This is a genomic window from Angustibacter speluncae (genome assembly GCF_054777815.1).
This window is the reverse complement of record NZ_BAAHAF010000135.1, coordinates 59,185-85,580: the sequence shown is the minus strand read 5'-3', so window position 1 is coordinate 85,580 and position 26,396 is coordinate 59,185. Positions and strand designations below refer to the sequence as shown.

Below are 26,396 nucleotides of genomic sequence, written 5' to 3'. Positions count from 1 at the left end.
CGGGGGCCGACGCCGACCGCCGGGCCGCCCTCGCCGACATGGACCGCAAGCACCGGGCCGCCGCCGAGCGGGCCAGGGCCGCGGTCGTCGATCAGGTGCCGTAGGCCTCGAGCACCTCGCGCGCCATCGCGTCCGGACCGTGGGCGAGGGCGGCGGCGCGACCCGCCTCGCCGAGCGCCGCCGCGCGGCGCGGCTCGGCCAGCAGCCGACCCAGCTGCGCTGCCAGGTCGTCGACGTCGCCCTGCCCGACCAGCACGCCGCTGACGTCGTGCTCGACCGCCTCGGCCAGCCCGCCCACGTCCGAGACGACCACGGCCGTGCCGGCCGCCTGCGCCTGGCGCGCCACCAGGCCGAACGGCTCGTACCGGCTCGTCACCGCCACCCCCGACGCGAGGGCGAGCAGCGCCCGCAGCGGCTCGTGCGCGAGCCGGCCCGTCCACGTCACCCGGTCGCCGACGGCGAGCTCGTCGGCGAGCGAGCGCAGGACCGGCTCGTACGACCCGGTGCCCGCCACGACCAGCCGGACGCGCGGGTGCCGGCGGGCGAGCGCCGGCAGCGCGCGCAGGACGGTCGACACGCCCTTCTCCCACTCCAGCCGCCCGGCGCAGACCACGAGCGGGGCGCCGTCGGCCGCCCAGAGCCCGCGCGCCCGCTCGACGTCGGCCGGGGGAGCGGCCCACCGGGTCGCGTCGACCGCGGCGGGGACGACCCGCACCCGCGACGGGTCGGCGCCCAGCACGCCGACGACCTCGGTGCGCATCGCCTCGGAGTGCACGAGCACGACGTCGGGGCGGCGCCCGCCGGACGTCGTGAACGCCTGCACCGCAGCGCGTTCTGCGGCGTGCACCCGGCGGGGGAGGTCGGCGTCGAGTCGCCCGTGCCGGCGTCCGAACTCGGTGGCGTGCACCGCGTGCACCCAGCGCGCGCCCACCGACTCGGCCACCGCGCGGCCGGCGTCGGCGGTCATCCAGTCGTGCGAGTGCACGACCACGTCGCCCTCGGCCGCGGGCAGCGAGCGCGCGACGCCGGCAGCGGCGTCGGCGAGCGCACCGGCTGCGGCGAGCAGGTCCTCACCCGACCACGGGCCGGTGGGCGCACCGGCGAGCGGGACGCGCAGGACCCGGACGCCGTCCGCGTCGACGGGGGCGCTGCCGACGTCGACGGGCGCGCCCGTCGTGACGTCGTGCGCCAGCGCGAGCACGCCGACCTGGTGCCCCAGCAGCACCTGCGCCGGCGCGAGCGTCGCGAGCAGGTCACCCAGCCCGCCGTAGACCACCGGCGGGTACTCCCACGTCACGTGCAGCACCCTCACGGGCGCCACCCTCTCAGCCAGCGGCGCGCGAGCGGACGGGCGTCCAGCCACGGGAACGGGTCGTCGGCGGCGCGCTGCCGCGCCACCTCGGCGTCGGTCGGCTCGCCCGCCTCGACGAGGGCCGCGAGCCGGTGCACGTCGTCGCGGTGCCGCGCGGCCCGCTCGCGGGCGTAGTCGGCCGCCTGGTCGCGGGTCACCATGAACGCCCAGTCGCTCGACAGCGCGAGCAGCGCCTGCCGGACGAGCTGGTCGAGGTCCGGGCGCCGCCCGCGCGACAGGTCGGGGTCGGCCCCGAGCACGTCGAGCACCCGTCGCTGCACCCAGAACCCCTCGTCCGCCAGGGGTCTCGCCGGTCCGTCCGCCCAGACCGACCAGTCCTTGCCGGCCCCCCACGACCCGTCGGCGAGGTCGACCTCGCCGTCGACGAGCCCGTCGTCCAGGGCACGACCCAGCGTCGCCAGCCGCACACCGGACGCGGGCAGCAGCCGGAGCACGGCCTCGAGGAAGGCGGGCCCCTCGTGCCACCAGTGCCCGAACAGCTCGGTGTCCCAGGCGACGACGACCAGCCCCGGCGAGCCGCGCGCGGCCCGGACCGCGAGCAGCCGGTCGCGCACCGCCGCCACGAACGACCTCGCGTCGCGCTGCACCTGCGCCTCGGCGAGAGCAGGCTCGTACCAGCGCTTCTCGCTCCCGGTCCCGGTGACGGCGCGCAGCTGCAGCCCCGAGGCGACGTCGACGTCGTGGAAGTCGCGGTAGACCGGGGCGGTCGGGTACCCCGACCGCGACGACCACACCAGGTCGGTGACCCCGAGGTCGCGGCCCACCGCCCGCACCGTGGTGCCCGCCAGTCGCAACCCCGCGTGCACGCCGTGGCCGGACGCCCGCACGGTGGCCTCGTCGTAGACCGCGTGGCGCACGCCGAGCCGGGCGTAGGCGTGCTGCAGGCCGCGCCGGTGGCCGCACTCCGGCGACCAGATGCCGGCCGGCGCCCGTCCGGACCGCCAGGCGGCGTCCTGCAGGCCGGCGTCGAGCGCGAGGCCGGCCAGCGCGTCGTCCAGGAGGGGCAGGAACGGGTGGGTGAGCGGCCCGCCGAGCAGCTCGACGGCCCCGCGTCCGGCGAGGTCGGCGAGCACGGGTGAGCCGCCCGCGCGCCACGGGCCCTCGAGCTGCGCCGAGGTCCAGGCCGCGGCCCGGAACTCGCGCGCGGCGAGCGCGCGCAGCGCGGGCTCGCGCCGCGCCGCCGCCTCCTGCGCGCGCAGCGACCAGCCGGCCGTCCAGGTGCGCACCTCGCGCAGCGCGATCGGGTGGTCGAGCTGGGCGGCCAGCACCGGCGTGACGCCGAGGGTCAGCAGGTCGCGCCGGCCCTCGTCGGCCATCCGGCGCAGGACGTCGGTGACGGGCAGCCAGCTGCGCGTCCAGGCCTGGTGCAGCCACTCCTCGCCGACCGGCCAGGCGCCGTGCCCGAGCACCCACGGCAGGTGGGAGTGCAGGACGACGCAGAGCGTCCCCACCTCGTCGCGCCGCACGGCCCGCACAGTACTGACGGCCACGCGTGTGCCCGTCGTCACGCCCGTCCAGGTGGAGCCAGCCTGTTACCCGTCGGTAACCTGTGTGTGCGTTCGCTCACCCGGCAGGTGCGCCACCCCGCCCCGGTGGCAGGCTGACCCGGGAGAACACCGACTCAGGAGGGCTCTGTCCGACCATGAAGATCGTCGTCTGCGTCAAGTACGTCCCGGACGCCCAGGCCGACCGCACGTTCGAGGCCGACAACACCACCGACCGGGTGGGCGTCGACGGGCTGCTGTCCGAGCTCGACGAGTACGCCGTCGAGGAGGCCCTCAAGCTGGTCGAGGCGTCCGAGGGCGAGGTGGTCGCCCTGACCATGGGGCCCGAGCAGGCCGGCGACGCCGTCCGCAAGGCGCTGCAGATGGGGGCCGGTTCCGGCGTCCACGTGCTCGACGACGCGATCGCCGGCTCCGACGCCCCCGCCACCTCGCTGGTGCTCGCCAAGGCGATCGAGAAGATCGGCGGCGCCGACCTCGTCCTCACCGGCATGGCCTCGACCGACGGCACCATGAGCGTCGTGCCCGCGATGGTCGCCGAGCGGCTGGGCCTGCCGCAGGTGACGTTCGCGTCCGAGCTCGGTGTCGACGGCGGCGCGGTCACCATCCGCCGCGACGGCGACGCGTCGACCGAGACGATCACGGCGACGCTGCCCGCGCTGGTGAGCGTCACCGACCAGATCAACGAGCCGCGCTACCCCTCGTTCAAGGGGATCATGGCGGCCAAGAAGAAGCCGCTCGAGACGTGGTCGCTCGCCGACCTCGGCGTCGACGCCGGCGAGGTCGGCCAGGCCGCGGCCTGGACCACCGTCGAGTCGTTCGCGGCACGCCCCCCGCGCGAGGCCGGCAAGGTCGTCGCCGACGAGGGCAACGGCGGAGCCCAGCTCGCCGAGTTCCTCGTGTCCAAGAAGTTCGTCTGAGCGCCTGAGCGAGAAGGAGATCCAGATCCATGGCTGAGGTCCTCGTCCTCGTCGACCACGTCGACGGCGCCGTCCGCAAGACCACGTCCGAGCTGCTGACCATCGCCCGCCGCCTCGGCGAGCCGTCCGCCGTGTTCATCGGCTCCGGCGCCGACCAGGCGGCCGCCGCGCTGGCCGAGTTCGGCGCCGAGAAGGTCTACACCGTCGACGACGAGCAGGTCACGAAGTACCTGGTCGCCCCGAAGGCGGAGGTGCTCGCCCAGCTGGTGCAGCAGACCTCGCCGGCCGCGGTGCTGATCCCCTCGAACAGCGAGGGCAAGGAGATCGCCGCCCGGCTGTCGATCAAGACCTCCTCGGGCCTGATCACCGACGCCGTCGACGTGCAGGCCGGCGACGGCGGCCCGGTCACCACGCAGTCGGTCTTCGCCGGCTCGTACACCGTCCAGGCCAAGGTCACGACCGGCACGCCGATCATCACGGTGAAGCCGAACTCGGCCACGCCCGAGGCCGTCAACAGCTCGCCCAGCACCGAGGCCGTGCAGGTCTCGCTGTCCGAGGCCGCCACCCAGGCCGAGATCACCGACCGCAAGCCGCGCGAGCGCACCGGTCGCCCCGACCTCAACGAGGCCGCCATCGTGGTCTCCGGCGGTCGCGGCACCGGCGGCGACTTCGGCCCGGTCGAGGCGTTCGCCGACTCGCTCGGCGCCGCCGTCGGCGCCTCCCGCGCGGCCGTCGACGCCGGCTGGTACCCGCACGCCAACCAGGTCGGCCAGACCGGCAAGCAGGTCTCGCCGCAGCTGTACGTCGCCGCGGGCATCTCCGGTGCGATCCAGCACCGGGCCGGCATGCAGACGTCCAAGACCATCGTCGCGGTGAACAAGGACGAGGAGGCGCCGATCTTCGAGCTCGTCGACTTCGGCGTCGTCGGCGACCTGTTCTCGGTGCTGCCGCAGGCCACCGAGGCGGTCGAGAAGTCGAAGGGCTGAGCCCGACCTAGACTCTGGTCGTGACGTACCTCGACCACGCGGCGACCACCCCGCCGCACCCGCGCGCGGTGCAGGTCCTCACCGAGGAGCTGGCGGCAGGGGGCAACCCCTCGTCGCTGCACACCTCGGGACGCCGTGCGCGCCGCGTGGTCGAGGAGTCGCGCGAGCGCATCGCCGCCGCGATCGGCGCCGCCCCCAACGAGGTCGTCCTCACCGCGGGCGGCACCGAGGCCGACAACCTCGCGGTCAAGGGCCTGTACTGGGCGCGCCGCGCGCAGGACCCGCGCCGCCGCCGCGTGCTGCTGAGCGCCGTCGAGCACCACGCGGTCGTCGACCCCGCCGTCTGGCTGCACGAGCACGAGGACGCCGAGCTGGTCTGGATCCCGGTCGACGGGCAGGGCCTGCTCGACACCGAGGTGCTGCGGGCCGAGGTCGAGCGCGACCCCGGCTCGGTCGCGCTGGTCTCGGTGATGTGGGCGAACAACGAGGTCGGCACGATCCAGACGGTCGACGACGTCGTGGCCGCGTGCGCACCGCACGGCGTCCCCGTGCACACCGACGCCGTGCAGGCCGTCGGGCACCTGCCGGTCGACGTCGCCGCGAGCGGCGTCGACGCGCTCACGCTGTCCGGCCACAAGCTCGGCGGCCCGGTGGGTGCGGGTGCGCTCGTCGTCCGCGCCGGCCTCGAGGTCACCCCGGTGCTGCACGGCGGCGGCCAGGAGCGCGGCATCCGGTCGGGCACGCTCGACACCCCGGCGGTCGCCGCGCTGTCGGTGGCGGTCGAGGAGGCGGTGGCCGACCTCGCCGCCGAGGCGGAGCGGGTGTCGACCCTGCGCGACCGGCTCGTCGCCGGCGTCCTCGAGGCCGTGCCCGACGCCGTGCTGCGCGGCGCACCCCTCGGTGCCGGACGGCTGCCCGGCAACGCCTACCTGACCTTCCCCGGCTGCCAGGGCGACTCTCTGCTCTACCTGCTCGACGCCCGCGGCATCGAGTGCTCCACGGGCTCGGCCTGCCAGGCCGGGGTGCCGCAACCGAGCCACGTGCTGCTCGCGATGGACGTGCCGGACGACCACGTGCGCGGCGGGCTGCGGTTCAGCCTCGGCCGCACCTCCACCGACGTCGACGTGAAGACCCTGGTCGAGGAGATCGGTCCCGTCGTCGAGCGCGCGCGCAGCGCCGGGCTGGCGGGTCGCGCGCGGTGAAGGTGCTCGCTGCGATGAGCGGCGGCGTCGACTCCGCGGTCGCCGCGGCGAGGGCGGTCGATGCCGGGCACGACGTCGTCGGCGTCCACATGGCGCTCGCGCGCAACCCCGCGACCGGCCGCACCGGCGCGCGCGGCTGCTGCACGATCGAGGACGCCGGTGACGCGCGCCGCGCGGCCGACGTGCTCGGGATCCCGTTCTACGTCTGGGATCTCGCCGAGGACTTCGCCGAGCGGGTGGTCGACGACTTCGTCGCCGAGTACGCGGCCGGACGCACCCCGAACCCGTGCGTGCGCTGCAACGAGCGGATCAAGTTCTCCGCGCTGCTCGACAAGGCGGTCGCCCTCGGCTTCGACGCCGTCGCGACCGGCCACTACGCGCGGGTGGTGCCCGGCGTCCCGCCGACCCTGCACCGCGCCGCCGACTCCGCCAAGGACCAGTCCTACGTCCTCGCGGTGCTGCCGCCGCACCGGCTGCGGCGCGCGCTGTTCCCGTTGGGCGACGCGCCGTCGAAGCAGGCGGTGCGCGAGGAGGCCCGCGCGAGAGGGCTGTTCGTCGCCGCCAAGCCCGACAGCCACGACATCTGCTTCATCCCGGACGGTGACACGCGCGGCTTCCTCGACCGGCACCTGCCGCGCCAGCCGGGTCCGGTGGTCGACACCGACGGGCGCGAGGTCGGGACGCACGACGGCGCGCAGGGGTACACGGTGGGGCAGCGGCGCGGGTTGCGGCTCGGCACGCCGGCGCCGGACGGGCGTCCGCGCTACGTGCTCGAGGTGTCCGTCGTCCGCAACACGGTGACGGTCGGCGCGGCGTCCGAGCTGGCGGTGCGCGAGGTCGAGGCGTCCGAGGCCGTGGTGTGGCTGGGGGAGGTGCCCGCACCGGGCGCGGTGCTGGCTGCGCAGGTGCGCGCGCACGGCACGCCGGTGCCGTGCACCGTCGTGGCCGCCGGCGAGGGGGCGCTGCGGGTCGACGTCGACGGCGCGCTGACGGGGGTGAGCCCGGGGCAGACCCTGGTGCTCTACGACGACGACCGCGTGGTCGGCAGCGGGACGCTCACCGCGACGACGCGCTAGGAGCCGGCGACCGGCTGCACCTTCTGCCGGGGCAGCCGCAGCGGGTGCAGCGGGTCCTCGAGGCCGGCGCACCACTCGACCACGGCGTCGGCCGCCATCGGGCGGGCGACGTGCCAGCCCTGGGCCTGGTCGCAGCCGAGCACGCCGAGCCGGTCGAGCACCTCACCGGTCTCGACGCCCTCGGCGACGACGGTGAGCCGCAGCGCGTGGGCGAGCTCGGCCACCTTGGCGACGATGGCCTCGTCCATCTCGGAGTCGGTGGCGCGGCTGACGAAGGAGCGGTCGAGCTTGACCTCGGTGACCGGCAGGTCGCGCAGCATGAGCAGCGACGACCAGCCGGTGCCGAAGTCGTCCATCGACAGGCCGACGCCGAGCGCGGTGAGCTGCGCCATCGCGACGCGCACCTGGTCGAGGTCGTTCGCGAGCACGCGCTCGGTGACCTCGAGGGTCAGCAGCGCGGCGGGGATGCGGTGGCGGCGCAGCTTGGTCGACACCTCGGCGACGAAGTCGGGCTCGAGCAGGTCGCGCAGCGAGACGTTGACGGCGACGGGGATCTGCAGGCCGTGCCGGCCCCACTCGCCGCACTGGGTGAGCGCCATCTCCAGGACGGCGTCGGTCACCTGCGGCATCAGCCCCGACTGCTCCGCCGCGGGGATGAACTCGTCCGGGGGCACGTCGACGCCGGACGGGTGGCGCCAGCGCACGAGGGCCTCGACGCCGACCAGGCGGCGTCGGGTGACGTCGATCTTCGGCTGGTAGTGCAGGTACAGCTCCTGCAGCTCGAGCGCGCGCCGCAGCGAGCCGAGGATGCCGAGCCGGGTGACCGACCCGGCGGTCGAGCTGGAGTCGTAGACGAAGCAGCCGAGCTGCTCGCGCTTGGCGTGGTACATCGCGACGTCGGCGCGGGACAGCAGCGTCTCGAGGTCGCGACCGTGGGTGGGTGCCAGGGCGATGCCGACGCTGGCGTCGATGTCGATGAGGTGGCCGCCGTCGTGGGTGTACGGGCGGCGCAGGTGCTCGACGATGCGGTTACCGGCCTCCAGGGCGGTCGCGGCGTCGGGGGCCTCGAGCAGGACGGTGAACTCGTCGCCGCCGAGCCGGGCGATCAGCTCGGCGTCCGGGAGGGCGTCGCTGAGCCGGGTCGCGACCTCCTGCAGCACGAGGTCGCCGGTCGCGTGGCCGAGGACGTCGTTGACCTCCTTGAACCGGTCGAGGTCGAGCAGCAGCACCGCCAGCCCGCGGGTGGGGTCGGCCGACTCGGCCAGGGCGCGCAGCGCCTTGCGGGTGGTGGCGTTGAACTTCGACCGGTTCGCGAGCGAGGTGAGGTCGTCGTGCTCGGCGGCCCAGGCGCTCTCCATCTGGCCGGCGGCGGACAGGTGGATCGCGGCGACCGGGATGACCGCCAGGACCGTCATCAGGGGGGAGACCGCGAGCATCGCGGCGACCATCGGGCCCATCGCGAGCTGCGCGCCGTTCACCGAGATCTCGAACTTCAGGGTGGAGCGGAACTCCTCCCAGAACGAGGTGTCGACCATCTGGCCGACGACGTAGCTGACGACGACCTCGTTGACGACGAAGTAGGCGACACCGGCCAGGAGGCACAGCAGCACGTCCCGCAGCGACGAGGGGTACCAGGGCTCGGCGAGCGAGGCGTGCACGCCGGCCAGGTGCATGACGCCCGCGGCGGCGAACAGCGACAGGGCGTACTGGCCGGCGTTGAAGGCGAGCCGGAACGGGGCGTGCCGGTCGATCGCACCGGACAGCAGGGTGGCGGAGGCGAGCAGCAGGACGGCGGGCAGCGCCCCGAAGGCCAGCAGGACGGCGAACGCGAACGGGGTCGACCAGGAGACGCCGGTGGGGTCCTTGAACCTCACACCGAGCACGGGCAGCAGCTCACCGCCGAGGATCAGCACGACGGCGACCCCGAGCGCGAGCCAGGTCGTGCCGGAGATGTCCTCGGGCGTCGGGAGGGCGCCGGCCGCGAGCTGCCAGGCCACGAGGGCGGCGCCGACCGCCGGAGCGCCCCAGATGGTGAGCCAGAACCCGACGGGGTCCGGCGGCTGCGGGCGGTTCCGGGCGTGGTTGGCCGCCACCAGCTCGTCGGCTGTCGCGGTCGACATCGGCCCTCCGGGCGTGCGGCGTCACGACCGGGACCGGCCGCTCCCCTTCCTTCGGCCGTCCGGGTGGCGTCCTTGAGGGTCAGCCGGCGTCGTCGTGGGTGGCGCCGACCGCCTCGGGACCGCCCTCGAGCAGCGCGCGGAAGCCGTCCTCGTCGAGCACGGGGACACCGAGCTGCTCGGCCTTGTCGGCCTTGGTGCCGGGGGAGTCGCCCACCACGACGAACCCGGTCTTCTTCGACACGCTGCCGGACGCCTTGCCGCCGCGGGCCAGGATCGCCTCCTTGGCCTCGTCGCGGCTGAAGCCGGTGAGCGACCCGGTGACCACGACCGTGACCCCCTCGAGCGTGCGCGGCACCGACTCGTCGCGCTCGTCGGCGGTGCGCACACCGGCCTCGGCCCACTTGCGGACGATGTCGGCGTGCCAGTCGACGGCGAACCACTCGACGACGGCCTCGGCGATGCGCGGCCCGACGCCCTCGACGGCGGCCAGCTCCGCCTGCTCGGCGGTGCGGATCTTCTCGAGGTCGCCGAAGTGCTGGGCGAGCGCGCGGGCCGCGGTCGGGCCGACGTGCCGGATCGACAGCGCCACGAGCACCCGCCACAGCGGCTGGGTCTTCGCGGCCTCGAGGTTCTGCACGAGCTTGTGGCCGTTCGCCGAGAGCACCCGTCCGTCGACGCCCTCCTCGCCCTTCTTCGCGGCGCGGGTGAACGCGGGGATGGACGCCAGGCGCTCGAGCGTCAGGTCGAACAGGTCGCCCTCGTCGGTGACGGCGCCGGCGTCCAGCAGGGCCTGCGCGGCCTCGAAGCCCATCGCCTCGACGTCGAAGGCGCCGCGGGAGGCGACGTGGAACAGCCGCTCGCGCAGCTGGGCCGGGCACGAGCGCGCGTTCGGGCAGCGGATGTCGGCGTCGCCCTCGCGCTCGGGGCGCAGCGGGGTGCCGCACGCCGGGCACTCGGTGGGCATGACGAAGGCGCGGGCGCCCTCCGCGTGCTCGCCGTCCGGCCCGAGCACCGGACCGAGCACCTCGGGGATGACGTCGCCCGCCTTGCGCACCACGACCGTGTCGCCGACGAGCACGCCCTTGCGGACGACCTCCTGCGCGTTGTGCAGCGTGGCCATGCCCACCGTGGACCCGGCCACCTTCACCGGGTCGAGGACGGCGAACGGCGTGACGCGCCCCGTCCGGCCGACGTTGACCTGGATGTCGAGCAGGGTGGTCGTGACCTCCTCGGGCGGGTACTTGTAGGCGATCGCCCACCGGGGTGCCCGGCTGGTGCTGCCGAGCCGCCGCTGCACGGCGACCTCGTCGACCTTGACCACCAGGCCGTCGAGCTCGTGCTCGGCGATGGCGTGCCGGTGCTCGCCGACGTACCGGACGCGCTCGCGGACCTCGTCGAGTGTGTCCACCACCACGAAGTGCTCGGACGTCGGCAGCCCCCACGCCCGCAGCAGCTCGTAGGCCTGCGACTGCCGGTCGAGCTCGAAGCCCGTGCGCGCGCCGATGCCGTGCACCACCATGCGCAGCGGGCGGCTCGCGGTCACCTTGGGGTCCTTCTGACGCAGCGACCCCGCCGCGGTGTTGCGCGGGTTGGCGTACGGCGGCTTGCCGGCCTCGACGAGCGCCGCGTTGAGGTCGGCGAACGCCTCGACCGGCAGGTACACCTCGCCCCGCACCTCGATGCGCGCCGGCACCGGGACGTCGCCGGTGGCCGTCAGCTGCAGCGGGACGCCCTCGATGGTGCGGATGTTCAGCGTGACGTCCTCGCCGGTGCGGCCGTCGCCGCGGGTGAGGCCGCGGGTCAGCCGGCCGTCCTCGTACAGCAGGTTGACCGCGAGGCCGTCGACCTTGAGCTCGCAGAGGTAGTGCACCTCGGCGCCGCCCGCGTCGCGCTCGACCCGCTGCGCCCAGGCGACCAGCTCGTCCTCGCTGAAGGCGTTGTCGAGGCTGAGCATGCGCTCGAGGTGGTCGTGGGTGGTGAACTCGGTCGAGAACGTGCCGCCGACGAGCTGGGTGGGGGAGTCGGGCGTGCGCAGCGACGGGAAGTCGTCCTCCAGGCCCTGCAGCTCGCGCAGCAGCGCGTCGAACTCGCCGTCGCTCATCGACGGCGCGTCGCGCACGTAGTACGCGAACTGCGCCTCGCGCACCTGCTCGGCCAGCTGCTCCCAGCGCTGCCGCGCGGCCTCGTCGGGCTCGTCGGCCTCGGCCTGCTCCACCTCGTCGGTCACGGGCTCATCCTGCCGGAGGGGGCCGACACCAGCCGGTCGGCGCGACGGGTTCCCTGACCGACGCCCGCGGCGGCCACCCCGCGCACCCCGCCGTCACCCCGCGCACGCAGCTGCGTGCGCGGGGTGACCACCAGGTGCGCGACGTGGACCGGCTGACCGACCGACGTCTCCGTGAACGGCTGCTACTCCTCGACGAGGTCCCGCAGCGCCCGGGCGACCTCGACGGCGCGCGCGGTGACCGCCCGCGCGGCGTCCGGCGTCGAGCCGGCCAACCCGCACGCCGGGGTGACGACGACGTCCGCGAGCAGCCGCGCCTCCAGGCCCACGCGCCGCCACGGCACGCGCAGCCGGTCGACCAGGTCGGCGACGGACGGCAGGTCACCCCCGGTCGGGACGAGCCCGGCCCACAGCCGGGTACCGGCCTCGACGGCGACGGCGACCGACTCCCAGCCGCGCGGCCCGAGCAGCGACAGGTCGAGCGAGATCGCCTCCGCCCCGGCGCCGCGCAGCAGCGCGACCGGCACGTCGGGGGCGCACGAGTGGACGACGGTCGAGGCGGCACCACCGCGACGCGCGCCCTCGAGCACCCGGCGCAGGCCGTCCTCGACGACGGGCGCCTCCACCGGGTCCAGCCGCCCGAAGCCGCTCACGGTGCGCAGCCGGCCCGACAGCACCGCGGGCAGCGACGGCTCGTCGAGCTGCACGACCACCTGCGCCCCCGGCACCAGCCCCCGCACCCGCTGCACGTGCTGGAGCACGCCCTCGGCCAGCGAGTCGGCCAGGTCCCGTGCGGCCCCGGCGTCGGTCACGACGCGCTCGCCGCGGGTCAGCGCCACGCCCGCCGCGAGCGTCCACGGGCCGCACGCCTGCACCTTCAGCGTGCCGCCGAACCCGTCGGCCGCCTCGGCCAGCGCGTCGAGGTCGGCGGTGAGGAACGACGTCGCCCGCTCCAGGTCGCGGCCCGGACGGTCGACCAGCCGCCAGCCGCTGGGCTGCAGGTCGACCGGCATCTCCACCAGCAGCGCCGCGCCGCGGCCCACCAGGTCGGCGCCGGGACCGCGTCCGGGCAGCTCGGGCAGGTACGGCAGGTCGTCGGGCCCGAGCTCGCCGAGCACCGTGCGCGCCGCCTCGATCGCGGAGTCCCCGGGCTGCGAGGGCCACGACCCGACGCCGCTCGCGCGCGGGACCGCGCCGTCGACCGGAACCGTGGGGGAGTCGCTCACCCGTCGAACCCTAGACTCAGCCGCATGTCCGCCCTCTCCACCGACCAGGTCGCGCACCTGGCCAGGCTGGCCCGCATCGACCTCACGCAGGACGAGCTGGGGCGCCTGGCCGGGCAGCTCGACGTGATCCTCGACGCCGTGGCGCAGGTGCAGCAGGCCGCCGGCGACGACGTCCCCGCGACGTCGCACCCGGTGCCGCTCACCAACGTCTTCCGCGACGACCAGGTGCGTCCGTCGCTCGGCGCCGAGGCGGCGCTCGCGGGCGCCCCCGCGGCCGAGCAGGAGCGCTTCCGCGTCCCCCGGATCCTGGAGGAGGAGCAGTGAGCGCGGACCTGACCCGCCGCAGCGCGGCCGACCTCGGCGCGGCCATCGCCGCCGGCGAGGTCACCAGCGAGCAGGTGACGGCGGCCCACCTCGACCGCATCGCCTCCGTCGACGGCGACCGCGACCGGGGTGTCCACGCGTTCCTGCACGTCGCTGCCGAGCAGGCGCTCGAGGCGGCCCGCGCCGTCGACGCGCGGATCGCCGCCGGCGAGACCGTCGGTCCGCTCGCGGGTGTGCCCGTCGCCGTCAAGGACGTCGTCGCCACCAAGGGCCTGCCGACCACCGTCGGCTCGCGCATCCTCGAGGGCTGGGTGCCGCCGTACGACGCGACGCTGGTCACCCGGCTCAAGGACGCCGGCCTCGTCGTGCTGGGCAAGACGAACATGGACGAGTTCGCGATGGGCTCCTCGACCGAGCACTCCGCCTACGGCCCGACCCGCAACCCGTGGGACCCCGAGCGCATCCCCGGCGGCTCGGGCGGCGGGTCCGCCGCGGCGGTGGCGGCCTTCGAGGCGCCGCTCGCCATCGGCACCGACACGGGTGGCTCGATCCGCCAGCCCGCCGCCGTCACCGGCAGCGTCGGCGTCAAGCCCACCTACGGCGGCGTCTCCCGGTACGGGCTGGTGGCGCTGGCCTCGAGCCTCGACCAGGCCGGGCCGTGCACGCGCACGGTGCTCGACGCCGCGCTGCTGCACGAGGTCATCGGCGGGCACGACCCGATGGACTCCACCTCGCTCACCGACCCGCTCGGCGCGACGGGCGGGCTCGACGCGCTCGTCCGCGCGGCCCGCGAGGGCGCCTCCGGCGACCTCACCGGGACGAGGGTCGGCGTCGTCCGCGAGCTCGGCGGGGAGGGCTACCAGCCGGGCGTCCGCGCCCGGTTCTCCGAGGCCGTCGAGCTGCTCACCGGCGCCGGCGCCGAGGTCGTCGAGGTCTCGTGCCCGAACTTCGAGCACGCGCTCGCCGCGTACTACCTGATCCTGCCGAGCGAGGCCTCCAGCAACCTGGCCAAGTTCGACGCCATGCGGTACGGCCTGCGGGTCGAGCCCACCGACGGCGACGTCACGGCCGAGCGCGTCATGTCCGCCACCCGCGCAGCCGGTTTCGGCGACGAGGTGAAGCGCCGCATCATCCTCGGCACCTACGCGCTGTCGTCCGGCTACTACGACGCCTACTACGGCAGCGCGCAGAAGGTCCGCACGCTGGTGCAGCGCGACTTCGCGGCGGCCTTCGAGCAGGTCGACGTGCTGGTCTCGCCCACCGCGCCGACCACGGCGTTCCGGTTCGGCGACAAGCTCGACGACCCGATGGCGATGTACCTCAACGACGTCGCCACCATCCCGGCCAACCTCGCCGGCGTCCCCGGCATGAGCCTGCCGAGCGGACTCGCCGACGAGGACGGCCTGCCCGCCGGCATCCAGGTGCTCGCGCCGCAGCGCGCCGACGACCGGCTGTACCGCGTCGGCGCCGCGCTCGAGACGCTCCTCGAGAACCGTTGGGGCGCACCGTTGCTCGATCGCCTGCCCGAGCTGGAAGGGGCCACCCGATGACCGAGGCGACCCTCGCCTACGACGACGTCGTCGAGCGCTACGACCCCGTGCTGGGGCTCGAGGTGCACGTCGAGCTCAGCACCGTGTCGAAGATGTTCTGCGGCTGCGCCACCACCTTCGGCGCCGCACCGAACAGCCAGGTCTGCCCGGTCTGCCTCGCGCTGCCGGGGGCGCTGCCGGCGCTGAACCGCACCGCGGTCGAGTCGGCCGCCCGCATCGGTCTGGCGCTCGGCTGCGAGATCGCGCCGACGTGCCGGTTCGCGCGGAAGAACTACTTCTACCCGGACATGCCGAAGAACTTCCAGACCTCGCAGTACGACGAGCCGATCGCCCACGATGGCGAGCTCGAGATCGAGGTCCCGGCGTCCGAGCACGGCGAGGCGTTCACCTTCCGGGTGCCGATCGAGCGCGCCCACATGGAGGAGGACACCGGCAAGTCGCTGCACGTCGGCGGTTCCACCGGCCGCATCCACGGCGCCACCTACTCGCTGGTCGACTACAACCGGGCCGGCATCCCGCTCATCGAGATCGTCACCAAGCCGATCGAGGGGACGGGGCACCGCGCCCCCGAGGTCGCGAAGGCCTTCGTCGGCGCCCTGCGCGACATCCTGCGCGGGCTCGGCGTCTCGGACGTGCGGATGGAGCAGGGGTCGCTGCGCTGCGACGCCAACGTCTCGCTGCGCCCCAGGGTGGGCGAGCCCACGAGCGACGAGCAGCGCGCCGTCCCGCTCGGCACCCGGTCCGAGACCAAGAACGTCAACTCGCTGCGCAGCGTCGAGCGCGCCGTCCGCTACGAGATGACCCGCCACGCGGCCAGGCTCGACGCCGGCGAGCGCGTCGTCCAGGAGACCCGGCACTGGCACGAGGACACCGGCGTCACCACCTCCGGCCGCTCCAAGGAGCAGGCCGAGGACTACCGGTACTTCCCCGAGCCCGACCTGGTGCCGATCGAGTGCACCGCCGACTGGGTCGAGCAGCTGCGGGCCACGCTGCCCGAGACGCCGTCGGCGCGGCGGGCGCGCTGGACGTCCGACTGGGGTCTGACCGAGCTCGAGCTGCGCGACGTCGTCAACGCGGGCGCCGGCGACCTGATCGAGGCGACGGTCGCGGCCGGCGCCACGCCCGCCGCGGCCCGCAAGTGGTGGATGGGCGACCTCGCGCGCCGCGCCAACGCCGGCGGCACCGACCTGGCCGACCTGGCCGTCACCCCGGCGCAGGTGGCCGAGCTCGCCGGGCTCGTCGCCTCCGGGCGGCTGAACGACTCGCTCGCGCGCCAGGTGCTCGACGGCGTGCTGGCGGGTGAGGGCTCGCCCGAGCAGGTCGCCACCGCGCGCGGTCTCGAGGTCGTCAGCGACGAGGGCGCCCTCGGCGAGGCCGTCGACGCCGCGATCGCTGCGAACCCGGACGTCGCGGACAAGATCCGCGCGGGCAAGCACGCGGCGGCCGGTGCGCTGATCGGGGCGGTCATGCAGCAGATGCGTGGTCAGGCCGACGCCGCCCGGGTGCGCGAGATGGTGCTGGAGCGGCTCGCGGGGTGAGATCCCGCGCCCGACCGGGTGACCACGGTCACCCGTCGGGCGCAGCAAGTCGGAAACCTCTGGTGCCGATGGTCTGGTCATGGTGATCGCCCCGGCCCGCCCGGCGGCGCGACGTGCAGGTGCCGTCGCGCTCGTCGTCGTGCCGGTGCTCCTCGCGCTCCAGCTGCTCCCGCTGGGCCGCACCGACCCCGGGGCGGCGCTGCCGCTCGCGCTCACCCTCGCCGGCACCACCGCGGTCGTCGGCGGCCTGCTGCTGCTCGCACGAGCCGTCACCAGCGCCGGGCTGCGCCTGACCGGCTTCCGCCTGCTGCTCGGCACCGCGGCCGTGGTGTTCGGCGCCGGCCAGCTGCTCGCGGCCTGGCAGTCCCGCGGCGTCTACCCCGGCTACCCGACCGAGGGCGACGTGCTGTCCGGCGTCGCCGCCGTCCCCGCCGTGCTGGGCGCCGTGCTGGTGCCTCGTCGCAACAACGAGGTCGGGCACGCCCTGCGGCTCGCCCTCGAGGGCGTGATGGTGGGCAGCGCCGCGGGCCTGGTGCTGTGGCGCGCGCTGCTGCTCGACGCGGTCCGCGTGCCGGAGGACCTCGAGACCCTCGCGCTGCTCGTGCTCGAGCTGGTCGTCACCTCGGTGCTGGCGGTCACCGCGGTGCGCGAGTCCGACCGCGGGCTCGGCCTGGTCACGCTCGGGATGGCCATCTACACCGCGTCCGACTCGTACGCCATCTCCACCGTCCTGTCCGGTGGGCCCTGGCCCTGGGAGAGCGCCCTGGCCGGTGCCCTGGTCTGGCCGCTGGTCGTGCTCGGGCTGCTGACCGTCCGCAGCCGCCCGGAGGAGACGTCGGTGCCCCGGCAGCCGGCGCGCGAGACCCGCCGGCAGGTGCTCGTGGCCGCGGCCTGCTCGACGCTGCTCGCCGCCGCGATCCTCACCTTCGACGGCCACGAGCCGCTCGACCTGGTCAGCAAGGCGCTGGCGCTGGTCTTCGTCGCCTCGCTGTGCGTGCGCGAGCTGGTGCGCGCCGTGCAGACCCGCCGGCTGCAGGAGCGGCTCGCCGACATCGCGGGCCAGGACCCCCTCACCGGCCTGCCGAACCGGCGCGCGCTCGCCGAGCGGCTCGACCGGCTCGCGTCCCGCCCGCGCGACCCGTTCTGGTTCCTCACCCTCGACCTGGACGGCTTCAAGGACGTCAACGACCTGCTCGGCCACTCCACCGGCGACCGCGTGCTCCAGGTCGTCGCGACCACCGTGCGCAAGCGGGTCACCCCCGCCGGCGCGGACGCCTTCCGGCTCGGCGGCGACGAGTTCGCCGTGATCGTGCCGGGGACGCAGGAGGAGGCGCGCGAGCTGGCCGACGACCTCGTCCGGCTGATCGGCGCCCGCCTGCTCGACGAGGTCACCGCCACCGGCCGCGTCAGCGTGTCGGTCAGCATCGGCGTCGACCGGCTGCGCGTCGACGGCGGCTCCACCGGACGCCAGGCGCAGGCCAGCATGGCGGCGTCCGCGCAGGCGATGCGCCAGGCCAAGCTGGACGGACGGGGCCGCGTCGTCGTGTTCGGCGAGCCCCTCGCCGCCCGCGCCCGCCGCCGCCAGCTGGTCGAGCGGCGGCTGCGCGAGGTCGTCGCCGCCGAGGGCGTCGACGTGCACTTCCAGCCGATCTACGACGTCGGGACGGGCTACCTGGTCGGCGTCGAGGCGCTGGCCCGCTGGGACGACCCCGTGCTGGGGCAGGTCAACCCGCAGGAGTTCATCGAGGTGGCCGAGGAGGCCGGCCTGATCGGCGACCTCGGCGACCAGATCCTGCACCGCGCGCTGCGGCTGATGTCCGAGTGCGGCGGCGTGGCCCGCGGCGTGCGCGTCGCCGTCAACGTGTCGACGATCCAGCTGCGCGAGCCCGGCTACGTCGACCGCGTGATGGCCGCGCTGGCCGAGCGCGGCGTCCCGCCGGAGCAGCTCGTCGTCGAGGTGACCGAGTCGGTCTTCGTCCGCCCGGACGACCCGGCGGTCGTGGCCATCACGCACCTCGCGGAGCAGGGCGTCCCGATCGCGCTGGACGACTTCGGCTCCGGCTACTCCTCGCTCGGCTACCTCAGCCGGCTGCCGGTGAAGATGCTCAAGGCGGACATGTCGCTGACGCGGCACCTGCACGAGCCCCGGACGCTGGCGATCGGGCGCACCATCGTCCAGCTCGCCGTCGGTCTCGGCCTCGACGTGGTCTTCGAGGGCGTCTCGACGCCGCAGCAGGAGGCCCTTGTGCGAGGCCTCGGTGCGCAGTTCGTGCAGGGCTGGCTGTTCGCGAAGGCGATGCCGGTCACCGAGCTGGTCACCGAGATGGACCGGTCCTGCGCGCCGAAGAAGCCGGTCGCGGCGCCCCTCGTGCCCGCCCAGGCCACCGCCCGCCGCCGGCTCGCGGGCTGACCCGCCGCTCGCCCGACCGTCAGCCCAGCGGGAGCCGCAGCACCCGGTCGCCCTCGCCGGTGTTCGTCAGCACCAGCAGCGCCGGGCCGTCCGGGCCGTCGTCGAGCACGACGTCGCGCAGGCGCCCCTGCTCGCCCGCGAGCAGCGCCTCGGGCGGGCCGACCACCGCGTCGTCGCCGACCAGCGGCACCCGCCACAGCCGCTCGCCGCGCAGCGCGGCGAGGTACACCGCGTCACCGGTGACGACCAGGCCGGACGGCGAGGCGTCCGACGTCGCCCAGGTCACCAGCGGGTCGCGGAACGCGGCGTCGCCACCGGCACCCTCGACCACGGGCCAGCCGTAGTTGGCTCCGGGCTCGACCAGGTTCAGCTCGTCGAAGGTGTTCTGGCCGAACTCGCTCGCGAACATCCGCCCCTGCGCGTCCCAGCCGAGGCCCTGCACGTTGCGGTGCCCGAGCGACCACACCGGTGACCCGGCGGTCGGGTTGCCGGGCGCGGGCGCACCCTCCGGCGTGACCCGCAGGATCTTGCCGCCCAGGCTCGCCGGGTCCTGCGACCGCGAGGTCTCGCCGGCGTCTCCGGTGGTGACGTAGAGCATGTCGTCGGGCCCGAACGCGAGCCGCCCGCCGTTGTGGATGCGGGCGGCGGGGATGCCGGTCACGACCGGCTCCGGGGCGCCGAGCGCGTACGTGCCCGGGTCCCCGGTCAGCGGCATCCGCACCACCTGGTTCGCGCGGCCGTCCGGGCCGGTCACGGTCTGGTAGGCGTAGACCCAGGTGCGGTCGGCCTGCTCGAGGACGGCGAGACCCAGCAGCCCGCCCTCGCCCGAGGGGTCGGTGCCCGGGACGCGGCCGTCGGCGGACGTGGTCGTCACCGGCGTCTGCGCCCCGTCGCGGGCCACGTGCCGCACGGTCGCGTCGTCGCGCAGCGACACCAGCCAGCCGGCGTCGTCGGGCAGCGGCACCAGGCTCCACGGCAGCGGCAGCGCGTCGGCCAGCACGGTCGGGGCGCCCGGGACGCCGGTGGGGAGCGCGTCGGCGGCCCCGGTGGTGGAGGTGGTGGGGTCGGGCGAGGACGCCGGGGGCCGGGGTGCGGGCGTGACGCCCTCGCCGATGCTCTCGGGGCCACCGCCGCCGCACCCGGCCAGCACGGCGACGAGCGCGGCGGCGACGGCAGCGCGCGTGCCGGGACGCGGGGTCGGGAGGGCCATGCCCTGCATCCTCCGTCAGGATGGCGGGGTGCCGCACACCGACGAGCTCGTGCTGACCGTCCCCGACCAGGACTGGCTCGAGCGCCTCGGTCCCTACCCGGACGGCGTGCGGGCGCTCGCCTGGGACGTCGGCGGTCCGCCGTCCGACCTCGGCGAGGACGCCGACCGGCTCGCCGCGGTCGTGCTGCCGTACCAGCGGCCGGCCGCCGCCCTCGAGCGGTTGGCCGAGGCACCGTCGCTGCGGCTGGTGCAGACGCTGACCGCGGGGTACGACGGCCTGGTCGAGCGGATGCCGCCCGGCGTCCCGCTCGCCAACGCGGTCGGCGTGCACGACGCCAGCACCGCCGAGCTCGCGGTCGGGCTCGCGATCGCGTCGCTGCGCGGGCTCGACGACGCGGCGCGCGAGCAGGAGCGCGGGCGCTGGGCGCCGCGCGTGCGCACGTCGCTGGCCGACCGCCGCGTGCTCGTGCTCGGGGCCGGCGGGGTGGGGACCGCGATCGCCGCACGCCTCGAGCCGTTCGAGGTCGAGCTCACCCGGGTCGCCTCACGCGCCCGCGACGACGAGCACAGCGCGCGGTTCGGCCCGGTCCACGGCGTCGACGAGCTGGACGTGCTGCTGCCCGGCACCGAGGTGCTGGTCCTGGCCTGCCCGCTGACCGAGGCCACCCGCGGGCTCGTCGACGCGCGGCTGCTGGCGCTGCTGCCCGACCACGCGCTCGTGGTGAACGTCGCCCGCGGACCGGTCGTCGTCACCGCCGACCTGCTGGCCGAGCTCACCACGGGCCGGCTGCGGGCGGCGGTCGACGTCGTCGACCCCGAGCCGCTGCCGCCCGAGCACCCGCTGTGGGGCGCGCCTGGCCTGCTGGTGAGCCCGCACGTCGGCGGGGCGACCTCGGCGATGGTGCCGCGCGCCCGCCGCCTCGTGCAGGCCCAGCTCGCGCGCCTGCTGGCGGGCGAGCCGCCCGCGCACGTGGTGCACCGCGGCTAGAGGACGGGCTCGGTCTCCGGCTCGTCCTCGGCGACCCGGTCGGCCGGGCGGAGCCGGCGGGCGCTCAGCACCAGCAGGGCGGCGACCGCGGTCGTCAGCGGGATCGCGAGCACCAGGCCGATCGACCCCACCAGCGTCCGGACGACCTCCTCGGCGATCTCGGCGCTCGTGACCGTCTGGCCGAACGGCCGGTCGTAGACCGAGATGAGCAGCAGCGTCGGCAGCGCGGCGCCGGCGTAGGCGAACGCGATCGTGTACACCGTCGAGGCCAGGTGGTCGCGCCCGATCCGCATGCCCGCGCGGAACAGGTCGCGGAACCGGCTCTGCGGCGCGAGCCGGCGCAGCTCCCAGACCGCGGACGACTGCGTGATCGTCACGTCGTTGAGCACGCCGAGCCCCGCCAGGATCACCCCGCACAGCACCAGGCCCGACAGGTCGGGCAGGCCGGTGACCTGCCGCAGCTGGTACGCGGTCTCGGACGCCGAGCCGTCGAGGTGGCTCGCGCGGGTGGCCCACGTCGCGAGCGCCGCCGTGAGCCCCAGCCCGGCGACGGTGCCGACCAGGGCGGCCGTCGTCTTGGCGGTGAAACCGTGTGCGGCGTAGAGGATCACGGTCATGATCGCGACCGAGCCGAGCAGCGCGACGAGCACCGGGTCCTCACCGCGGGAGAGCGCGGGCAGCATGAACAGGAAGACGGTGGCGTAGCCGACGCCGAGGCCGAGCACCGCCGCCAGCCCGCGCAGCCGTCCGACGAGCACGACCAGCACGGTGAAGACCACGGCGAGCAGGGCCAGCGGCAGCTGCCGGTCGTACTCGACCCAGACCCAGACGGGGACACCCTCCAGCGCGGGGTCGTCCGCCACGTCGTAGCGGCCGACCAGCACGGCGTCGCCCGGCGACATGCCGGCCTGGTACGACAGGATCGGCACCTGCACCTCGACCGTGTCGCCGGCGGTGCCGTCCGGGGCGTCGTCGCCGAGCCGCACCTGCGCGGCCGCGCAGGTGGTCTCCTCCGGGATCGACCCGTCGGGCAGCCGGTCCTCGGTCAGGCCGGGGCAGAGCCCGGCGGTGGCCTCCTCGACGGTGCCGTGGACGATCGTGACGCCGTCGAACGCCAGCCGGGCCTGGTCGGTGCGCGCGACCCCGCCGTGCGGCCAGATCGCGACCATGCCGACGACGGTGGCGATCAGGGTCAGCGCCACCACGACGAGGAGCACCCGGTTGGCGGCGGTCGACAGCCGCAGCTCGCCGGCGGACGCGTCGACGTGGGCGTGGGCGTGCGGCATGCAGGCAGCCTAGGCGGACCGAACACCGTCTCGGATCGCGAGACCTGTCGCTCACCACCCGGACACCTCGACCGGCTCGGGTGGTCGTAGACTCCTGTGCATGCAGACGCAGGGACGGGTGGACACCAAGCCGCGCAGCCGCGACGTCACCGACGGCCTCGAGAAGGCCGCGTCCCGCGGGATGCTGCGCGCCGTCGGGATGGGCGACGAGGACTGGGAGAAGCCCCAGATCGGCGTCGCGTCGTCCTGGAACGAGATCACGCCGTGCAACCTGTCGCTCGACCGGCTCGCCAAGGCGGTCAAGGACGGCGTCCACCTCGCCCAGGGCTACCCGCTCGAGTTCGGCACGATCTCGGTCTCCGACGGCATCTCGATGGGCCACGAGGGCATGCACTTCTCGCTGGTGTCGCGCGAGGTCATCGCCGACTCCGTCGAGACCGTGGTGCAGGCCGAGCGGCTCGACGGCACCGTGCTGCTGGCCGGCTGCGACAAGTCGCTGCCCGGCATGCTCATGGCGGCCGCCCGGCTCGACCTCGCGTCCGTCTTCCTCTACGCCGGCTCGATCCTGCCCGGGCGCGCCAAGCTCTCGGACGGCTCCGAGCGCGACGTCACGATCATCGACGCCTTCGAGGCGGTCGGCGCCTGCGCCCGCGGACTGATGTCGCGCGAGGACGTCGACGCGATCGAGCGCGCGATCTGCCCGGGCGAGGGCGCCTGCGGCGGCATGTACACGGCCAACACGATGGCGAGCGCCGCCGAGGCGCTCGGCATGTCGCTGCCCGGCTCGGCCGCGCCGCCCGCCACCGACCGGCGTCGCGACGGCTTCGCCCGCCGCAGCGGCCAGGCCGCCGTGGGGCTGCTCGTGAAGGGCATCACCGCCCGGCAGATCATGACGCGCGAGGCGTTCGAGAACGCGATCGCCGTCGTGATGGCGTTCGGCGGGTCCACCAACGCCGTGCTGCACCTGCTGGCCATCGCGCACGAGGCCGAGGTCGAGCTCTCGCTCGCCGACTTCTCGCGGATCGGCGCGAAGGTGCCGCACCTGGCCGACGTCAAGCCGTTCGGCCGCCACGTCATGGTCGACGTCGACCGCATCGGCGGCGTCCCCGTGGTGATGAAGGCGCTGCTCGACGCGGGGCTGCTGCACGGCGACGTGCTCACCGTCACCGGCCGCACGATGGCCGAGAACCTCGAGGAGCTCGCCCCGCCGCAGCTCGACGGCGACGTGCTGCGCACGCTGGCGAACCCCATCCACGCCACCGGTGGCATCACCGTCCTGCACGGCACGCTCGCGCCCGAGGGCGCGGTCGTGAAGTCGGCCGGGTTCGACTCCGACGTCTTCGAGGGGACGGCCCGCGTCTTCGACCGCGAGCGGGCCGCCATGGACGCGCTCAACGACGGGACGATCACCGCCGGCGACGTCGTGGTGATCCGCTACGAGGGCCCCAAGGGCGGCCCGGGCATGCGCGAGATGCTCGCCATCACCGGCGCGATCAAGGGGGCGGGGCTCGGCAAGGACGTCCTGCTGCTGACCGACGGGCGGTTCTCCGGCGGGACGACGGGTCTGTGCGTGGGCCACGTCGCGCCCGAGGCCGTCGACGGCGGCCCGATCGCGCACGTGCGCGACGGCGACCGCATCCGGCTCGACGTCGCGTCCGGCACGCTCGACCTGCTCGTCGACGAGGCCGAGATCGCCCGTCGCGCCGAGGGTTTCGAGCCGCTGCCGCCGCGCTACACCCGCGGTGTGCTGGCCAAGTACGCGAAGCTGGTCGGGTCCGCCTCCGGCGGCGCGGTGTGCGGCTGACCGTCGTGACCACCGCCTCCTGTCCGCATCCCGGGACGCGTGCGTCCGCGTGTTGACACACCCCGCGAGCCGGAGCACCGTGGACGCATGCCCGCGGCACGTCTCGACGTCCTCGTACTCACCCGGCGCGCGTAGCCGGGCGACCACCGCTGCGCGCGCGACCCCTCGACGGCCCCCGGGCCCGAGGGGTCTTCGTATGTCCAGCCCGCTCACCTGACCGACACCTCACCGCACGAACGACCTGTAGGAGACCGCAGTGGCCACCACCGGAGAGGCCCCCCGTCCGGGCCCCCGCGCCGTGCCGGGCCCGCGCACCGGCACCCAGCCGGGCTCGCCGCCCGAACCCCCCGAGGTGATGACGGGCGCGCAGTCGCTCGTCCGGTCGCTCGAGCGGGCCGGCGTCGAGGTCGTCTTCGGCATCCCGGGCGGCACCATCCTCCCGGCCTACGACCCGCTGCTCGACTCCGAGAAGGTCCGGCACATCCTGGTGCGCCACGAGCAGGGCGCGGGCCACGCCGCCCAGGGCTACGCCCAGGCCACCGGGCGGGTCGGTGTCTGCATGGCGACCTCCGGCCCGGGCGCGACCAACCTGGTCACGCCCATCGCCGACGCGTACATGGACTCGGTGCCGATCGTGGCCATCACCGGCCAGGTGGTCTCGGGCTCGATCGGCACGGACGCGTTCCAGGAGGCCGACATCGTCGGCATCACGATGCCGATCACCAAGCACAGCTACCTGGTGACCGACCCCGCCGACATCCCGCGCGCGATCGCCGAGGCGTTCCACATCGCCGGCACGGGCCGCCCCGGCCCGGTGCTCGTCGACATCCCCAAGGACGTGCTGCAGGCCAAGACCGAGTTCGTCTGGCCGACCCGCATCGAGCTGCCGGGGTACCGGCCGGTGACCCGCCCGCACAGCAAGCAGGTGCGCGAGGCGGCGCGGCTGCTCACCACCTCCCGCCGCCCGGTGCTCTACGTGGGCGGCGGCGTGATCAAGGCCCGCGCCAGCGAGGAGCTCGCGAAGCTGGTCGACCTCACCGGCGCGCCCGTCGTCACGACGCTGATGGCGCGCGGCGCGCTGCCCGACTCGCACCCGCAGCACCTCGGCATGCCCGGCATGCACGGCACCGTCGCCGCGGTGACGGCGCTGCAGAAGTCCGACCTGATCGTGAGCCTCGGCGCCCGCTTCGACGACCGGGTGACCGGCCAGCTGAGCTCGTTCGCGCCGGGCGCCGCGATCGTCCACGCCGACATCGACCCGGCCGAGATCGGCAAGAACCGGCACGCCGACGTCCCGATCGTGGGCGACGCCAAGGAGGTCATCAGCGACCTCGTCGACGCCGTGCAGGCCGAGGCCGACGCCGGCCGCACCCCGCAGCTGCAGGCCTGGTGGACCCAGCTCGACCGGATCCGCGAGACCTATCCGCTCGGCTACACCGAGCCCGACGACGGCTCGCTGTCGCCGCAGCTGGTGATCGAGCGGCTCGGCGCCGCGGCCGGCCCCGACGCGGTGTACGCGGCGGGCGTGGGTCAGCACCAGATGTGGGCGGCGCAGTTCGTCCGCTACGAGCGCCCGGCGTCGTGGATCAACTCCGGCGGCCTCGGGACGATGGGGTTCGCCGTCCCTGCGGCGATGGGCGCCAAGGTCGGCCAGCCCGACCGCGTCGTGTGGGCGATCGACGGCGACGGCTGCTTCCAGATGACCAACCAGGAGCTGGCCACCTGCGCGATCAACGGCATCCCGATCAAGGTCGCCGTCATCAACAACTCCAGCCTGGGCATGGTGCGCCAGTGGCAGACCCTGTTCTACGAGGGCCGCTACTCCAACACCGACCTGAACACCGGCACCGGTGTCGAGGCGGCGCAGCGCATCCCGGACTTCGTCAAGCTCGCCGACGCCTACGGCTGCGTCGGGCTGCGGTGCGAGCGTCCCGAGGACCTCGACGACGTCATCGCGCAGGCGATGGCGGTGACCGACCGTCCCGTCGTCGTCGACTTCGTCGTGCACCGCGACGCGATGGTCTGGCCGATGGTGCCCGCCGGCGTGAGCAACGACGCCATCCAGGTGGCGCGCGACTCGACGCCGGTCTGGGACCGCGAGGAGGAGGGCGCATGACCCGCCACACGCTGTCCGTGCTGGTCGAGGACCGACCCGGTGTGCTCACCCGCGCCGCGGGGCTGTTCGCGCGGCGCGACTTCAACATCCACTCGCTGGCCGTGGGGCCGACCGAGCACCCCGACGTGTCGCGGATGACCGTGGTCGTCGACGTCGAGGACCAGCCGCTCGAGCAGGTCACCAAGCAGCTGAACAAGCTGGTGAACGTGCTCAAGGTCGCCGAGCTCGAGCCGGCCGCCTCGGTGCAGCGCGAGCTGATCCTGGTGAAGGTGCGCGCCGAGGGCGCCCAGCGCTCGCAGGTGCTCGAGGTCGTCGAGCTGTTCCGCGCCAAGGTCGTCGACGTCGCCACCGACGCGCTCACGATCGAGGCCACCGGCCACGCCGACAAGATCGCGGCGCTGCTGCGCGTGCTCGAGCCGTTCGGCATCCGCGAGCTCGTCCAGTCGGGACTCGTCGCGCTCGGGCGCGGCTCCCGCTCCATGACCGACCGGTCCAGCCGGTCCTGAACGTCCCGTCCCACAACGAAAACCACTGAAGGAGAA

General features: G+C 74.9%; 19 protein-coding genes. 12 read left to right on the top strand and 7 right to left on the bottom strand.

Features of this window, described 5'->3' with window-relative positions; all coding sequences use genetic code 11:
* Positions 1 to 91: 91 nt before the first annotated feature.
* The gene (locus ACYVKY_RS15990; protein ID WP_460435978.1) at positions 92 to 1,312 is read right to left on the bottom strand and encodes a glycosyltransferase family 4 protein; all 1,221 of its coding nucleotides are present in this window, start codon (positions 1,310 to 1,312) and stop codon (positions 92 to 94) included.
* Positions 1,309 to 2,838, bottom strand: coding sequence for a 1,4-alpha-glucan branching protein domain-containing protein (locus tag ACYVKY_RS15985; RefSeq protein ID WP_460435977.1), 1,530 nt, complete (start codon positions 2,836 to 2,838; stop codon positions 1,309 to 1,311). Before ACYVKY_RS15985 ends, ACYVKY_RS15990 begins: the two co-directional genes overlap by 4 nt.
* Positions 2,839 to 3,014: 176 nt before the next feature.
* Between ACYVKY_RS15985 and ACYVKY_RS15980 the strand changes: the two genes are divergently transcribed.
* Genes ACYVKY_RS15980 through mnmA form a run of 4 tightly spaced genes read left to right on the top strand, consistent with a single transcriptional unit; the run spans position 3,015 to position 7,058 of the window.
* The gene (locus ACYVKY_RS15980; protein ID WP_460435976.1) at positions 3,015 to 3,794 is read left to right on the top strand and encodes an electron transfer flavoprotein subunit beta/FixA family protein; all 780 of its coding nucleotides are present in this window, start codon (positions 3,015 to 3,017) and stop codon (positions 3,792 to 3,794) included.
* 29 nt (positions 3,795 to 3,823) lie between these two features.
* Positions 3,824 to 4,780 (top strand): electron transfer flavoprotein subunit alpha/FixB family protein, encoded by a 957-nt coding sequence (locus ACYVKY_RS15975; RefSeq protein ID WP_460435975.1) that lies wholly within the window; start codon positions 3,824 to 3,826, stop codon positions 4,778 to 4,780.
* Positions 4,781 to 4,800: 20 nt separating this feature from the next.
* A complete protein-coding gene (locus ACYVKY_RS15970) occupies positions 4,801 to 5,982 on the top strand; it encodes a cysteine desulfurase family protein (protein ID WP_460435974.1) in 1,182 nt (393 codons plus the stop codon).
* Complete coding sequence (mnmA, locus tag ACYVKY_RS15965; protein WP_460435973.1) at positions 5,979 to 7,058, top strand: tRNA 2-thiouridine(34) synthase MnmA; 1,080 nt, start codon at positions 5,979 to 5,981, stop codon at positions 7,056 to 7,058. The genes ACYVKY_RS15970 and mnmA overlap by 4 nt, the downstream gene beginning before the upstream one ends.
* On the opposite strand, the gene ACYVKY_RS15960 is transcribed toward mnmA, so the two are convergent.
* The 3 genes from ACYVKY_RS15960 to ACYVKY_RS15950 all read right to left on the bottom strand — a co-directional run bounded on the left by ACYVKY_RS15960 (position 7,055) and on the right by ACYVKY_RS15950 (position 12,628).
* The gene (locus ACYVKY_RS15960) at positions 7,055 to 9,178 is read right to left on the bottom strand and encodes a putative bifunctional diguanylate cyclase/phosphodiesterase (protein WP_460435972.1); all 2,124 of its coding nucleotides are present in this window, start codon (positions 9,176 to 9,178) and stop codon (positions 7,055 to 7,057) included. The two genes, mnmA and ACYVKY_RS15960, sit on opposite strands and share 4 nt — an antisense overlap.
* 79 nt (positions 9,179 to 9,257) lie before the next feature.
* Positions 9,258 to 11,405, bottom strand: a complete 2,148-nt coding sequence (ligA, locus tag ACYVKY_RS15955; protein WP_460435971.1) for an NAD-dependent DNA ligase LigA — start codon at positions 11,403 to 11,405, stop codon at positions 9,258 to 9,260.
* Positions 11,406 to 11,587: 182 nt separating this feature from the next.
* Entirely contained in the window at positions 11,588 to 12,628 is a 1,041-nt protein-coding gene (locus tag ACYVKY_RS15950) for a uroporphyrinogen decarboxylase/cobalamine-independent methonine synthase family protein (protein ID WP_460435970.1), read from the bottom strand.
* 24 nt (positions 12,629 to 12,652) lie between these two features.
* Here ACYVKY_RS15950 and gatC point away from each other — a divergent pair, with 24 nt between their 5' ends.
* From gatC to ACYVKY_RS15930, 4 genes are all read left to right on the top strand, one after another.
* The gene (gatC, locus tag ACYVKY_RS15945; RefSeq protein ID WP_460435969.1) at positions 12,653 to 12,952 is read left to right on the top strand and encodes an Asp-tRNA(Asn)/Glu-tRNA(Gln) amidotransferase subunit GatC; all 300 of its coding nucleotides are present in this window, start codon (positions 12,653 to 12,655) and stop codon (positions 12,950 to 12,952) included.
* Positions 12,949 to 14,502, top strand: coding sequence for an Asp-tRNA(Asn)/Glu-tRNA(Gln) amidotransferase subunit GatA (gene gatA / locus ACYVKY_RS15940; RefSeq protein WP_460435968.1), 1,554 nt, complete (start codon positions 12,949 to 12,951; stop codon positions 14,500 to 14,502). Before gatC ends, gatA begins: the two co-directional genes overlap by 4 nt.
* Entirely contained in the window at positions 14,499 to 16,040 is a 1,542-nt protein-coding gene (gene gatB / locus ACYVKY_RS15935; RefSeq protein WP_460435967.1) for an Asp-tRNA(Asn)/Glu-tRNA(Gln) amidotransferase subunit GatB, read from the top strand. Before gatA ends, gatB begins: the two co-directional genes overlap by 4 nt.
* A gap of 79 nt (positions 16,041 to 16,119) precedes the next feature.
* On the top strand, positions 16,120 to 18,450 hold the full coding sequence (locus tag ACYVKY_RS15930; protein ID WP_460435966.1) for a putative bifunctional diguanylate cyclase/phosphodiesterase: 2,331 nt from the start codon (positions 16,120 to 16,122) through the stop codon (positions 18,448 to 18,450).
* 19 nt (positions 18,451 to 18,469) lie between these two features.
* On the opposite strand, the gene ACYVKY_RS15925 is transcribed toward ACYVKY_RS15930, so the two are convergent.
* A complete protein-coding gene (locus ACYVKY_RS15925) occupies positions 18,470 to 19,660 on the bottom strand; it encodes a PQQ-dependent sugar dehydrogenase (protein ID WP_460435965.1) in 1,191 nt (396 codons plus the stop codon).
* 28 nt (positions 19,661 to 19,688) lie between these two features.
* Here ACYVKY_RS15925 and ACYVKY_RS15920 point away from each other — a divergent pair, with 28 nt between their 5' ends.
* Positions 19,689 to 20,648: a 2-hydroxyacid dehydrogenase gene (locus tag ACYVKY_RS15920; RefSeq protein ID WP_460435964.1), complete on the top strand. Its 960-nt coding sequence runs from the start codon at positions 19,689 to 19,691 to the stop codon at positions 20,646 to 20,648.
* On the opposite strand, the gene ACYVKY_RS15915 is transcribed toward ACYVKY_RS15920, so the two are convergent.
* Entirely contained in the window at positions 20,645 to 21,934 is a 1,290-nt protein-coding gene (locus ACYVKY_RS15915) for a YibE/F family protein (protein WP_460435963.1), read from the bottom strand. The two genes, ACYVKY_RS15920 and ACYVKY_RS15915, sit on opposite strands and share 4 nt — an antisense overlap.
* A 100-nt stretch (positions 21,935 to 22,034) precedes the next feature.
* Here ACYVKY_RS15915 and ilvD point away from each other — a divergent pair, with 100 nt between their 5' ends.
* The 3 genes from ilvD (at position 22,035) to ilvN (ending at position 26,360) form a co-directional block, all read left to right on the top strand.
* Positions 22,035 to 23,738: a dihydroxy-acid dehydratase gene (ilvD, locus tag ACYVKY_RS15910; RefSeq protein WP_460435962.1), complete on the top strand. Its 1,704-nt coding sequence runs from the start codon at positions 22,035 to 22,037 to the stop codon at positions 23,736 to 23,738.
* A 355-nt stretch (positions 23,739 to 24,093) separates the two neighbouring features.
* Positions 24,094 to 25,854: an acetolactate synthase large subunit gene (locus ACYVKY_RS15905; RefSeq protein ID WP_460435983.1), complete on the top strand. Its 1,761-nt coding sequence runs from the start codon at positions 24,094 to 24,096 to the stop codon at positions 25,852 to 25,854.
* Positions 25,851 to 26,360, top strand: coding sequence for an acetolactate synthase small subunit (ilvN, locus tag ACYVKY_RS15900; RefSeq protein WP_460435961.1), 510 nt, complete (start codon positions 25,851 to 25,853; stop codon positions 26,358 to 26,360). The genes ACYVKY_RS15905 and ilvN overlap by 4 nt, the downstream gene beginning before the upstream one ends.
* Positions 26,361 to 26,396: the final 36 nt, after the last annotated feature.

Bases quoted from the DNA above. Each gene is read 5' to 3' on its own strand.
- ACYVKY_RS15915 (WP_460435963.1), bottom strand. From the start codon at position 21,934: ATGCCGCACGCCCACGCCCACGTCGACGCGTCCGCCGGCGAGCTGCGG.
- ACYVKY_RS15905 (WP_460435983.1), top strand. From the start codon at position 24,094: ATGACGGGCGCGCAGTCGCTCGTCCGGTCGCTCGAGCGGGCCGGCGTC.
- ACYVKY_RS15925 (WP_460435965.1), bottom strand. From the start codon at position 19,660: ATGGCCCTCCCGACCCCGCGTCCCGGCACGCGCGCTGCCGTCGCCGCC.
- ACYVKY_RS15975 (WP_460435975.1), top strand. From the start codon at position 3,824: ATGGCTGAGGTCCTCGTCCTCGTCGACCACGTCGACGGCGCCGTCCGC.
- ilvD (WP_460435962.1), top strand. From the start codon at position 22,035: ATGCAGACGCAGGGACGGGTGGACACCAAGCCGCGCAGCCGCGACGTC.
- ACYVKY_RS15980 (WP_460435976.1), top strand. From the start codon at position 3,015: ATGAAGATCGTCGTCTGCGTCAAGTACGTCCCGGACGCCCAGGCCGAC.
- ACYVKY_RS15930 (WP_460435966.1), top strand. From the start codon at position 16,120: ATGGTGATCGCCCCGGCCCGCCCGGCGGCGCGACGTGCAGGTGCCGTC.
- ilvN (WP_460435961.1), top strand. From the start codon at position 25,851: ATGACCCGCCACACGCTGTCCGTGCTGGTCGAGGACCGACCCGGTGTG.
- gatC (WP_460435969.1), top strand. From the start codon at position 12,653: ATGTCCGCCCTCTCCACCGACCAGGTCGCGCACCTGGCCAGGCTGGCC.
- gatB (WP_460435967.1), top strand. From the start codon at position 14,499: ATGACCGAGGCGACCCTCGCCTACGACGACGTCGTCGAGCGCTACGAC.
- ACYVKY_RS15960 (WP_460435972.1), bottom strand. From the start codon at position 9,178: ATGTCGACCGCGACAGCCGACGAGCTGGTGGCGGCCAACCACGCCCGG.